The following is a 12768-nucleotide window of genomic DNA, read 5'->3' on the forward strand; positions in this document are numbered from 1 at the left end:
AACAAACGCTACAGCCCGCAATTAATCACGCATCTAGAACTACTTATTCATGATTTGCGCTAAAGACTTAACTCTAGGCAAGTCAAACAAGTTGTCTAAAAGAACAGGATTACAATTAGCATCAGCCAAAGGAATACGCCAATTTGGATATTCATCATTGGTACCAGGCTGATTCTGAGCACGATGCTCACCCGTTGCATCAACAATGGATGCAGCAAGCAGCTTGGAAGGAGCAGCTTTAAGTGCTCGATATAATGCTTCTACAATCTCTTGCTCATGCTCAGATTCATTTTCTAGAGCCTTCTTGTCTAAGAAACCTCCAGAAACAAGCATTTTCAGCATCGCATTATGCTCTTTAACAGCACCAGCGCGGAATTCTTCTACGGATCCCGAAAGAAGATTCAAACGCTCGCGAATATTAACGTGCTCGTAGTTTAAGTATCCTGCAGCAGGTGGCAAATCGTGAGTATTTACAGAAGCAAGCGTCATTTCGCGCCACTTCTTAGGCTCGCGGAATGCACCATCCCTCTGTTCAAACCACTCAACCGTGCATCCAAGAACCTTATTCTTAGCCAAAACTTCCAAAGTTTCAGCTGGCACAACACCAAGGTCTTCTCCAACTACAACACCATTTGCGCGAGTGGCTTCAATCGCAAGAATGCCAAGCATAACGTCTGCATCATAGTAAACGTAAGCTCCATCACCTGGAGTAGATCCTTCTGGAATCCACCATAAGCGGAAAAGCCCAAGAATATGGTCAATTCGCACAGCGCCAGCAGACGCAAACATTCCGTGAACCATATCTTTGTACACTTTAAATCCAGTGCGCTCAAGCTCGAATGGATTAAGCGGAGGCTGAGACCAGTTTTGACCCTGCTGATTGAAGTAATCAGGAGGCGCACCTACGCAAGCACCATTGGCAAATCGCTCTGGATTCCACCAAACCTCGGAGCCTGCAGGATGCACGCCAACAGCCATATCCGACATAATGCCAATGCGCATACCCGCATTTTTAGCTGCAACTTGAGCATCATGCAATTGCGTAAACGCAATCCACTCAAGCCAACGATAAAACTCTAGAGTATCTGGGAATTGTTTACATAAAGCACTAATCTCATCGGAATCTTTAGTAAGATGCTTCTCCCAGCAGTCTTCTCCCTTAGGAGCACCCCACTTATCGTAGCAAAGGCACCAAGTTGCATAAGATTCAAGACGCTCACCCATGTCCTGCTTAAATGCTTCAAATTCTTTGGAGCGTTCAACAGAAAGTCCAGACTTAAAAATAATCCACAAAGCATGCATTTTTACTCGCCACATGGAGTCACGATCAACAATTTGAGCATCATTATTAAGAGGCTCTACTTCGTTATGAAGATCGTCAACAGTCTTACGATCCTTATCATTAAGCGAATCATATTCTGGAATTATTTCTGGGCGAATATAGGTTACATTAACCATTCCTCTTGCGACTGGCAAATAAGGAGACGGTGTTAATGGTGCAACTGGTTCACCTGCATGCAATGGGTTTACAAGCACAAAATCTGCACCTGTTTTTTTCTTTGATTGCACAAGAAGATCAGCTAAATCTGCGTAATCACCAACACCCCAAGACTTAGAAGAACGAATGGAATAAAGCTGAGCCATCCATCCCCAGATCTGCTTTCCATCTTTTTCAAGCTTTTCTAGAGTATCAATGCTTTCTGGGGCACTAATAAGTGACGCCTCTTCTACTCGATCCGCAACGCTTATTCTTAGAGTGTGATACCCCATAGGCACGTCTGCTGGAATTGTCAACAAAGAGCTTGCCACAAAAGTGCCATTAACAGGGAACGCAACATCATCTTTGCATGGAGAAATCTGCAAGTCACCTTTGTACTGTTCTCCATCTTCCAATATCAAAGTTGCTGTAGGATACTCCAAAATACCTGTGTTGATTATAACGGTGTCTTCTTTACCAACTGTATGCAACACCGTTGGAGCAACTAAACGTGTATGACGTTCCAAAAGAATCTTCTGCATTGATTCTTCAATCGCTTTATCAGTGCTTGCATCTACGCACAGAGAGCGCAATACTTTTACAAGCACGTTATCAGCAATCTGATGTTCTATTCCATCCGATCCAACGAATTTGGAGCGCACTCCCATTAACTCAGCCAAACGCCTTAATGGGCTTGTTTGCTGAGTACTTTCTTCATTTTTATTGTTCATAGTTTCCATCGTAGTATATATGTGAGTTTTTTATGCAAACGTATGCAATTATTGTTTAATTTAATTTTACACTCAAGACTTATCTAAATTTTTTTATTTATTTAAAACTTTATTTATTTAAAACTTCTAATGCGGCAGAGGAAACATCTGGGTCTTTGTCTTTTGACAAAGCTATCAATGTTGACTGCGACACACCAGGATTAAGCGCCACTGCTCTTCTTACCATTGCGGAAAGTACTGGCGAATCCTTACTTTCTTCACCTACACCAAGTGAGGCTAAGTAATCTAATGTTTGTGCCCCAACGCCTTCGGTTTGAGCACCCTCGAGACGCATTTTCCATGATGTCTGCGGATTGCACAATGCAGCATCTCTAACTTCTCCGCAAGAATCTTTAGTAAGTCTTCCTACTAGCCAATTTTTAGCATTACGATTTTTAGCAACAGCTAAACGAACGTTATCAGATTTATCCTGTGAAAGTTTAACCAAAATATTAGGGAATGGCATCACTGTTGCTAGATGAATACGATCTTCTTCTGGAGTATTTATGTTGCCTGCTACAGCTTCTAGTAATGCCGTAGCCCTAGAAAATTCTGCTTGATCTGCTCTATCTGGGAGTTCTTTTACAGCAAATTCGTGAAGCTCTTTAGAATTACTGGAGTGGCGTAAACGCTCATAAATAGATGTCAAAGGCTCATAAATTTCATGAGAATCGTCATGAGAATTACTATGCGAATCATCATTGTGTTCAAGATTATTTTGATCTTGTATATCACTCATAATCTACTCACCAACCTTTTAGCTACCAATATCCAATATAATGTATCAGTTTTACGACACAAATTCTAAAACCGACAAGGTGAGAAAAACTTTATCAGGAAATCCTACTGTAAACACCACATGATTTAGGAATTATTATAGCTGAAAATGTATTTTTTACTGATTCTAAAAATCTGTCTGACTCTTCAAAAGGAACACAAACCTTTAAATCTACAGAAATTCCGTATTCTTCATCCATAATTTCTGCGTTATGTTTTAACAATAAGCTTTTAAACATTCTTAGCTGAGTATATTCGACTTTGCAAGAAAAACAATTACATTCTATGATATCTGCCATTTTGCTCGACTGTATAGCGCCAGCTGCTGCATGTGAATAAGCGCGCATCAATCCACCAGAGCCAAGCAAAATCCCACCAAAATAACGCGTAACTGTTACAACTGTATCTGTAAGATTAGAAGCCCTTACAACATCTAGAATAGGTTTCCCAGCAGTACCTGAAGGCTCTCCGTCGTCACTCATGCGCTCACACAGTCTGCCATTATTGTCTCCGCACACAGCAGCATAAGCCACGTGCCGCGCCTTAGGATGTTTTAGCCTAATAGACTCTACAAAATCTATTGCTTCTTCAAGAGTTGTTATATGGCAAGCATCTGAAATAAATTCAGACTTCTTTTCCACGAAGGCAAAGTGCGCAGGATTTTCGCATAAATCAGTTACGGTTCGCATATTATTCATACTTAATATTCAAATCGTTTTCAATTCAAACAGTTTAAACGCTATCGATAAATCATACGAAACCGTTAGAATCACAAATCACGATTTATCGTATCTCATTAAATGATCTACAACATCAACAAGTTCAGCAACTTTCTTGTCGGTAACTTTTTGATCTGAAGCATTTTGCGCCGCCTCTAAAGCTTTTGAGATTTCCTGATGAGCAACTATAAGAGCAACAGCTCTAAGAGCTGCAGTAGAAGCAGAAAGCTGCATAAGAATATTTGTATAATCTTCTCCCTTTTCGATCATATTCTCAACAGCATGAACCTGTCCACATACCCTATGTAGACGAACCAACATTTTTTCTTTATCTATGTTGTAGTCGCTCATATAAAACCTCGTAGTATAAACAGTACTTCTTACATATTGTCTATATCAAAATTGTGCGTTGTATAGTATGCATGCATAAACTACGCCGCATCAATAAACTATATCTATAGAAAACGATATCTATAGAATAAATTATGCATATTATACAACGCAACAATTTTATTTGTATTTAATATTTTGTTAATATACAACGCGATATATATTTTTTCCCAAAACTATAGCACCAGCAATAAGTAATACTGCCATAGAAAGCATCAAGACACTCTCAATTTTTATACCAGCATTAAATAAAGATGTGGCACTTACAACACCTGCACGAGCATGCCTGCGCTTATTCCTTTTTGTATTTGTATATTCTGATTGGCTTTCTGCAAGAGACTCAGATCCTAAATCAGATGCTTCTTTTTTAGTTTTATTATCATTCTGTTCATCAGTATTTAGGCTGGAAACCGCTGCAGAAGCTGTTCTCTTTGTTGTGCGACCATCTTTTTTATCACTATTCGTATTGCCTTTATGCACAGTTACGCTACTACCAGAATCTTTCTTAGATGACTTATCTGCTTTATCACTGTGAACATTTTTGCTACTCAAATTCTCATTATCGGCATTTTCCGTATTCTCTGCATTCACAGATTTATCTGATTTACCAGCACTACCAGCGTTTCTTGCATTATCTGATTTACCAGCATTATCTGTGTTACCAGCATTCCCAGCATTATCTGATTTACCTGATTTACCTGCGTTTGTTTTATCTACTACGCCAGCATTATTTTCTTTATCACTTTTATCGACTTTGTTACTTTCATTATTCTTTTGCGAAGAACCGTTTACATTTGTATTATCACTATTAACAGCAGAATGAGAATCAGAACCACTCTGAGAACTATCTGCATTAATATTGCTATTTTGTTTACCTTCAACATCACCAGTTTGCTTATGTTGTTTTTGCGAACCAGCATTTTGACCACCTTGATTCTGCGCAGTTTGGGTACTATTGCCTTGACTTTGTGTATTTTGATTAGTATTTGGCTGCGTATTTGACTGAGTATCTTGTTTATTATTTTGTTGCGCACCTTGATCATGAGAGTTTTGCTTGTTGACGATATTGTCTACAACAGCGCCTCCAGCAGACGTTTTTGTATCTATCTCATTCTTAGTGACTTCACCAGATTCTTCTACTTTATTATCATTGTTGTTTACTTTATTATCATTGTTATTCGTAGATACGTTATCACTTTTATTACCACCATTCGGCTTCGCATCACCACTTGGCTTTACATCACCACTCGGCTTATCACCACCATTCGGCTTCGCATCACCACTTGGCTTTACATCACCACTCGGTTTATCACCACCATTCGGCTTAACGTCACCGTTCGGCTTCTCATCACCATTTGGCTTATTACCATTTGGTTTCACGTCATCATTTGGTTTTACATCTCCGACACTCGGCTTAGACCCACCATTCGGCTTATCACCATTCGGCTTTGCGCCACCAGCATTACCTGCAGAATTATTATTTACTGTTTTATGCTCTTCTTTTTCTTGAGTAAATATGCTTCTACTGTCTTCATCGTTAAACGCTGTTTTAAACGCTTCTGCTCTAGAAGAACCAGGGAAATCATATACAAACACATACATTCCACTTTCGCCCGAATTGCCAGACTTCAAATTAACAATATCGGCAACTTTCTTTCCAAGCTCTGACTCTTCTTTTTCATTACCCTTTTCACTATTGCCAACAGCACCACTATTACCAGCGCCATCCGCAGAATCTTCCTTTAGCATCACTTTTCCGTTAGCAATCGTATAAACGCCATTTCTAAGCGGAACTGACCATTCGCCAATTTTCTTGTGATTATCGTCTTCCTCAGGCTCTTTATCTGATTTTGGATTTAACTTACTCATAGACTCTTTATCAACAGTGCCATTTTCATACCCAATCCACCACAAGCGAACTTTCATATTTTCATCGCCATCAAATCCATACTCTTTATTGCCTTTAAACATTCCGTAATCTTTTGGCGCGCCACTAACAACAATCGTATCTGATACTTCATTTGAATCTTTATTTTTAGCATTTTTAACATGTTTTATGTTTACTTTTGTCATATGAGTTAAAGTAGATTGTGCTTTACCAAAACCTTCAATAAAATCACTAGAAACAAAATCTTTAACGTCATTATCTTGCTCATTTTTAGCAATAGTCCAAACCCATGTACCAAATAGTCCAGCATCTTGTTCACCAACTTTATATTCTGTTGCTTTTTCAAGATTTTCTGGTTTCATATCTCCATTTGTTACATGAACAACTGTTTTAGCTTCTTCACCTGATTTAGTAAAGTAAACGTCACTTGCACCTACTTGTCTAATGCTAGAATCAGCGCGCAACTCTTTTATATAGTCATCTACGCTACTACCCACTGCACGTTCTTTTAGAATATTTTCATACGATCCTACAAAGTAGTATCCGCGCGCACGAATCTTCTTATTTTCAATCCAAGGCTTATTCTCTTCGTTATTAACGCTACTTTTTACATTACCTTCTACAGAATCGCCTAGTTTTAACTTTTTAACTTCAGATTTTGATGTAACAGCTGGGTAAAAATCTCTATGCGCATCAATAGAAATTGAACTATCAATATTATATTTCACAGGAGATTGCGACAACCTAAGCAAGTAGCAACCGCTTTTTGTATCTCTTCTCTCCAAGTTTGGAAGATAATATTCGCCATTAATATCAACTTTGCCTTCTCCAGACGCAACCCAAACAAATTCATCTGAATAATCTTTGTCTGTACGTATAAAACCTTTGCGTTCTGCTTTTAATTCATTATTGTTGTAATAATAGTTATCTTTGAACATAATATTTCTATTCGATGCAGTTATTTTAAAATCAACACCGTCATCACCGTTATATGCTGTTCTTAGAACTCCTTCTGCTTTTACTTTTATTTCACCAGAATTGCCTGAAGTCCCATACAAATTTTCAAATGAAACTTTTGTAGGAATTTTGCTAGCAGCTTCATTCCAAAGTTCATCAGCTTTAGCAGCTATTTCACTAAAATCTTTAGTACTGGTGAACGAATGCTGTTTCGCATTATTCCATTTGTCTTTATCTTCAAAATGTTCATGAATAGCATAAGCAATTGCGACTCTGTCTCTATAGTCACCGCGCCAATACTTTCCATTAACGCTCAGTTTTATCATCATTGCAGCAATCGCAACATCACGATTATTTACTACAGGACCCCAAGAAGTATCTGCAAACGCGTTTCCAGACTCATAAAGATCAACGCAATATGTAATGTCGTCATTAACTGAATACAATCTATGGTCACCTTCAGCTCCGCAACCATAGTAATTGCTTATATACGTAGGAATATCGTCAAACGCATATGCTCCGCTAATTACACCATTTCCAACAACAATTGCAATAGTCGCCAGCAACGCTGTCAGTAAAGAGAACATTCGCGTGCGCTTATTGCGTAAAAAGATTGGAATCTTTTTACATACATGTTTTCCCATATCAACTCCTTAAACGTTGTTTTCTCTTACGTGACAAACGTTTTGCTAGCCACGATGAACGAAAAATCGCTCATGCTCTAACTATGATTTAGGGATTTAATTATGTAAATAAAAATTTATCAATGTGGTTAAAGCCTATTTTAAAGGCGACTTATCCACAGAGTTATCCACAATTCTTGCGGTTGCTAGCGGCTATTCAATGGGAAACAACCTGAGAAATAGCCCAAAACATCTCAAGGAAAAATTGTAATTACGGGAATCTGCACAAACGCAAAAAGCTCTAAATCATTGAAAAATCAACGATTTAGAGCTAAAACCGCGGAGTCAGAGAGATTCGAACTCTCGAGCCGCTTACACGACTAACACCTTAGCAGGGTGCCCCTATCGGCCACTCAGGCATGACTCCACTTTGTAGCTATTCAAGATAGCAACAGATTCAGACTATATCACCTCTTGAGGACGTGCACAATGCTTCAGCGACACACCAAACACACAAAAGTGGATTGAATAGCCAAACAGCAAGATTTATGCAGGATTATGGTCTCCCGAAAATGTAATCGCAACAGCCAACATAACTAGAGCCATTCCACAAACATCAATCCAAGTTGGCACTTCTCCAAATCCCATTCCAACAACTGCCGCAATAGCGGGATATAAAGCCTGCATAACAGAATATCTTGCCGAAGACACGCGCTTTAAAAGAACTTGATCCAACAGCGTAGGAATAAAAGATGCGCATATCGCAATAACAACCATCAAAGCTAAAAGCTTTATAGAACCGCCAGACTGTGCAGCCCAAGTAGCTCCTGGCTTAGGGTATATAACATGAGAAATCGCAGGAACGGCAAGTACGCTAGACTGCAACAACCATCCAATTAAAATAGCTACACTAACTCTGTCTATGGCATTAGAACCTCTAGCCAACATTCGCCCAGAGACAATATACATTCCCCACATGGATCCGCCAATAAGAATTGCAATTAATCCAACAAGGAAATGCGGGCTTTCATTAGAACCCATAGAAGCGCTTGCAAGAAGCACTATTCCACACGCGGCAATAACTATACCAATGCGCTCACGCCACGTTTTACCTGTTATAACAGCAACCATTAAAGGTCCTACAAACTCGATAGTTACTGCGACCCCCACAGCCATGCAACTAATAGCTAAATAAAACATGGTGTTCATAAGAACAACGGAAATTCCTACTGCAACAACAATTAACCATTCTTTTAACGTTTTAGGCAAAGAATTGCGCGCGCGCTTATGGTGCGAAAAAGGTCTTCTCCAAGCAATCAAAAACAAAGCCATAAATCCAACGCGATACCACACAGAATACAACGGATCGAGCTGACTAAACGCGACTTTCGCTATTGATGTTGCTAAATAAACCATCGCCGCTTCTACAACAACAATCAGCAAAACAGGCATGCGATTTAGCGCGTTCACTATGATTTGTTTCATACAGCATACCCTACACGGCAGTAGTTATATTTGCATATTTTTGACTATATTTTTCGTAAAATTTATTGCGACACACTATAGATAAAATCGAACGTTTGTTCTACCATAAATCCATGAGCACAGCACCGCGAGTTACAGCAGCTAAACGCGACTGGGGGCATGACACGTCTGGCTGCACAATACTTCATATCGATATGGATGCGTTTTACGCATCACTCGAGGCGGCGCGTAATCCTAGGTTGCTTGGTAAACCTGTGATTATTGGCACAGGCTCACGCTCCGTAGTTTCGGCAGCCAGCTACGAGGCACGTAAGTATGGCGTCAATTCAGCTATGCCTACAGCGCGAGCACGAAGCTTGTGCCCTAATGGCATTTTCTTACCGGTAGATATGCCATACTACGTTTCCATTTCATCTAGGATTTTTAAGGAGGTTTTTTCAAAAATCACAGATAGGGTTGAACGAGTCTCTGTAGACGAATGTTATATGGATGTTAACTCCGCACTTTTACGCTGGCATTCGCCTATTGTTATAGGCGAATGGATACGAAGCGAAGTCGCGCGTAAGTTTCATATCACCTGCTCAGTGGGAATAGCATCCAATAAATTAATAGCAAAAATAGCATCAACAAATGCAAAGCCAAATGGAATGCTGGTTGTCCCCCAGAACCGCAACGCTGACTTTGTGTCAATAATGCCATTACGAGCAATACCAGGAATTGGACCAGCTCTGGCAAAAAAGCTAGCAGCATGGGGAATAAATAGTATAGAAACACTAAGAAATATAGATGAAAAGACTCTGGAACGAATTGCCGGCTCTAAGATTGTTGCACAAATGCTTTATAACACTTCGCGCGGAATCGATAATCGGCAAGTCATGCCCCATGTTCCAGAAAAATCCATTGGTACAGAACAAACTCTCAATTCTGACACCACAGATATTGCAGCAGTGAAAAACCTGATCAGGCACTGCTGCAATGACGTGGCGCAAGAACTACGCAAACGCAATATGGCAACCAAAACTGTCACGTTAAAGCTACGATTCAGCGATTTGCACTATGTTACTAGATCTAAAACGTTAAGAAACGCAACGGATTCTTCCCATGAATTATATAAACACGTTGACGCATTGTTAATGGACGCAGACCCTATAGTACACAATCATAAATTAGGCGGAAATAATATTTGCTTATTAAGCCCAGTTAGACTGGCAGGAGTAAGCGCTAGCAATCTTGTAAAATGCAGCAAAACGTTCATTCAACCAACTATTAATGACATTCTTGAAGAAAGCAAAAGAGAAACCGCAATAAACAACGATACATACAAAAATTCAACACCAATTAGAGAAAACGCAGTAAAAAATACTTATGCACGAATAAGTCACGCAGAACATGTTTTAGATGCTGTAAGAGAAAAATATGGAAACAATGCAGCGCAACTAGGTATTTAAGCATCTCTTTTAGGAAGAGCAGCTACACGATCTTCATCCCAGCCAGATGGACCAGCTTCTTGCGCTCCGCCTAAATCACCAAGTTTGTTAAAGTACTCTACTGCAGCGTCTTTATACCATTCCCACTCTTCTGGAACATCATCCTCGTAGAAAATGGCTTCTACAGGACAAGCTGGTTCACAAGCACCACAATCAACACATTCATTAGGGTTTATATAAAGCGTACGATCGCCTTCATAAATGCAATCAACAGGGCACTCGTCAACACAAGCTTTATCCTTAACGTCAACACAAGGTTCTGCAATAACATAAGGCATAACAAACGCCCCCCTTCTGCATTCTTTTGCTCTAATGAAACAATTTAACTTTTCTATTATAGTGCAAACACGGCGCGCAAAACTAATTGAGTCGACACGCGTAAAACCGCATGCCGACTCAATACAGTTAAATTAATATATCTAAATTAATATATCAAAGGCAAAGCTTACTGAGCAGCCTCTTGAGCAGACCCAACGGCCGCCTCTTGAGCAGCTTCAGCTCGAGCTTGGTCTTCCGACTCGCCTTCCGCAACTTTTTCAGCTGCAACAGCATCTTGAGCAAACAATGACTCTACAGGAACACCAAGCTTCTTAGCCTTGCGTAACTGCCTTCCAAGCAAAGAGTTGCGGTAGGAATAGCCGAAGTACACTGCAAAGCCAATCGCAAGCCAAATCGCAAAACGAATCCATGTAAGCACGGAAAGGTTTAGCATAAGCCAGAACGTAGAAAGCGCAGCAAAAATAGGCAAAACTGGATTCCATGGAACCATAAAGGATCGGTGCAAATCTGGTCTACGCATACGCATAATCGGAACACCTGCAGAAACAAGCAAGAATGCAGAAAGCGTACCGATATTCACCATATCAGAAAGAATTCCAATATCTAATGTAGAAGCGATTATAGCAACTACAATGCCAGAAACAATCTGAATACGTGCAGGAATGCCGCGTTTGCTAACCTTAGAGAAGCTACGAGGAAGAAGACCATCGCGGCTCACAGCAAACACGATACGCGTAAGACCAAGAAGAAGAACCATAACAACAGTTGTTAAGCCGATTACAATGCCAAGAGAAATAATCTTTGCTGCCCAAGTTGCGCCTACAAGCTCAAAGCTTGTAGAAAGAGAAGGAGCCTCTTGCTTAGCCAAATCCTTGTACGAAACCATGCCAGTTGTAACAACAGCAACAAGAATGTAAAGAACAGTCACAATCAAAAGACCAAGACCAATGCCCCTAGGGATATTCTTGTGTGGATCCTTAGTTTCTTCTGCAGTAGTTGCAACAACATCAAAACCAATAAAAGCAAAGAACACAAGAGCTGCGCCAGAAAGAATACCAGTAACACCGTAAACAGCTGGCTGCATGCCAGTAATCCATTGCCAAAGCGGCTGGCTCATGGTGCCAGAAACGTGGATTCCCTTAACGCTAGCAACGTCTGTTGCAGGTGGAACGAATGGAGTGAAGTTAGAAGCTTTAATGTAGAAGAATCCAACAACGACAACGAATAGAACAATACCAATCTTCAAGATTGTTAAAGCGCCATCAAAACGAGCAGAAAGCTTTGTTCCAACAACAAGCATAATCGTAAAGAATGCAACGATAACTACTGGAGCAAGATCGAAAGTAAAATTACCCAGCTTTACAGAAGTAGATACATTAAGACCAAACAAGTGCATTAAATCGTTAAGATAAACGCCCCAATATTTGGCTATAACGGATCCTGCCATAAGCATTTCCAGAATCATATCCCAACCAATAATCCAAGCAATAAGCTCGCCTACTGTGGTATACGTAAAGGTGTATGCAGAACCAGCAACAGGAATCATCGAAGCAAACTCAGCGTAGCACATTGCAGCCGTTCCGCAAACAATACCAGCGATGATAAAGCTAATAATAACTGCAGGACCTGCGTGGAACGCTGCAGCCTGAGCACCAACGGAGAAGATGCCAGCACCAACAGCCACAGCTACTCCCATAACTGCCAAATCCCATGCATTTAACGTACGCTTAAGATGGCGATCACCATCCATTGTTTCTGCAATAGTCTGTTCAACAGACTTTTTTCTCCATATTTGCATAATCCAACCTTCTCTAAAACTACGTCTAAAACATTCCATATAAGGGTATATATGTTATTAATAGCAAAAAATACAGTTCAACACACATTAAGTGCCATCAAACAATAATTTTTACGAT

Annotated in this window: 9 protein-coding genes and 1 tRNA gene; 1 reads left to right on the top strand and 9 read right to left on the bottom strand. The window is 40.0% G+C overall.

The features are described from left to right. Positions 1-39: 39 nt before the first annotated feature. The 7 genes from malQ to HXT60_RS05440 form a co-directional block, all read right to left on the bottom strand. Entirely contained in the window at positions 40-2208 is a 2169-nt protein-coding gene (gene malQ, locus HXT60_RS05410) for a 4-alpha-glucanotransferase (protein ID WP_421790964.1), read from the bottom strand. A 109-nt stretch (positions 2209-2317) separates the two neighbouring features. Next, positions 2318-2986, bottom strand: coding sequence for a hypothetical protein (locus HXT60_RS05415; protein ID WP_004138770.1), 669 nt, complete (start codon positions 2984-2986; stop codon positions 2318-2320). Between the two features lie 94 nt (positions 2987-3080). Beyond that, positions 3081-3722: an IMPACT family protein gene (locus HXT60_RS05420; protein WP_020759949.1), complete on the bottom strand. Its 642-nt coding sequence runs from the start codon at positions 3720-3722 to the stop codon at positions 3081-3083. A 78-nt stretch (positions 3723-3800) separates the two neighbouring features. Further along, entirely contained in the window at positions 3801-4094 is a 294-nt protein-coding gene (locus HXT60_RS05425) for a metal-sensitive transcriptional regulator (RefSeq protein ID WP_004114342.1), read from the bottom strand. A 180-nt stretch (positions 4095-4274) separates the two neighbouring features. Further along, positions 4275-7622, bottom strand: coding sequence for a hypothetical protein (locus HXT60_RS05430; protein WP_421790966.1), 3348 nt, complete (start codon positions 7620-7622; stop codon positions 4275-4277). Between the two features lie 319 nt (positions 7623-7941). Further along, a tRNA-Ser gene (locus tag HXT60_RS05435) sits at positions 7942-8028 on the bottom strand. Positions 8029-8147: 119 nt separating this feature from the next. Continuing rightward, on the bottom strand, positions 8148-9086 hold the full coding sequence (locus tag HXT60_RS05440; RefSeq protein ID WP_020760791.1) for an EamA family transporter: 939 nt from the start codon (positions 9084-9086) through the stop codon (positions 8148-8150). A gap of 113 nt (positions 9087-9199) precedes the next feature. Between HXT60_RS05440 and dinB the strand changes: the two genes are divergently transcribed. Further along, positions 9200-10534, top strand: a complete 1335-nt coding sequence (gene dinB, locus HXT60_RS05445) for a DNA polymerase IV (RefSeq protein WP_421790969.1) — start codon at positions 9200-9202, stop codon at positions 10532-10534. Here the strand turns inward: dinB and fdxA are convergent. Together fdxA and HXT60_RS05455 are read right to left on the bottom strand one after the other, a co-directional pair. Continuing rightward, entirely contained in the window at positions 10531-10851 is a 321-nt protein-coding gene (gene fdxA, locus HXT60_RS05450) for a ferredoxin (protein WP_004114327.1), read from the bottom strand. The two genes, dinB and fdxA, sit on opposite strands and share 4 nt — an antisense overlap. Positions 10852-11018: 167 nt before the next feature. After that, entirely contained in the window at positions 11019-12650 is a 1632-nt protein-coding gene (locus HXT60_RS05455) for an APC family permease (RefSeq protein WP_421791423.1), read from the bottom strand. Positions 12651-12768 lie beyond the last annotated feature (118 nt).

It is taken from the genome of Gardnerella sp. KA01002, assembly GCF_049244015.1.
Taxonomy (GTDB): domain Bacteria; phylum Actinomycetota; class Actinomycetes; order Actinomycetales; family Bifidobacteriaceae; genus Bifidobacterium; species Bifidobacterium vaginale.

What these genes read in the sequence shown, in the direction of transcription:
- HXT60_RS05415 (WP_004138770.1), bottom strand. Translation starts at nt 2,986, where the DNA reads ATGAGTGATATACAAGATCAAAATAATCTTGAACACAATGATGATTCG.
- malQ (WP_421790964.1), bottom strand. Translation starts at nt 2,208, where the DNA reads ATGAACAATAAAAATGAAGAAAGTACTCAGCAAACAAGCCCATTAAGG.
- fdxA (WP_004114327.1), bottom strand. Translation starts at nt 10,851, where the DNA reads ATGCCTTATGTTATTGCAGAACCTTGTGTTGACGTTAAGGATAAAGCT.
- HXT60_RS05420 (WP_020759949.1), bottom strand. Translation starts at nt 3,722, where the DNA reads ATGAATAATATGCGAACCGTAACTGATTTATGCGAAAATCCTGCGCAC.
- HXT60_RS05455 (WP_421791423.1), bottom strand. Translation starts at nt 12,650, where the DNA reads ATGCAAATATGGAGAAAAAAGTCTGTTGAACAGACTATTGCAGAAACA.
- dinB (WP_421790969.1), top strand. Translation starts at nt 9,200, where the DNA reads ATGAGCACAGCACCGCGAGTTACAGCAGCTAAACGCGACTGGGGGCAT.
- HXT60_RS05430 (WP_421790966.1), bottom strand. Translation starts at nt 7,622, where the DNA reads ATGGGAAAACATGTATGTAAAAAGATTCCAATCTTTTTACGCAATAAG.
- HXT60_RS05425 (WP_004114342.1), bottom strand. Translation starts at nt 4,094, where the DNA reads ATGAGCGACTACAACATAGATAAAGAAAAAATGTTGGTTCGTCTACAT.
- HXT60_RS05440 (WP_020760791.1), bottom strand. Translation starts at nt 9,086, where the DNA reads ATGAAACAAATCATAGTGAACGCGCTAAATCGCATGCCTGTTTTGCTG.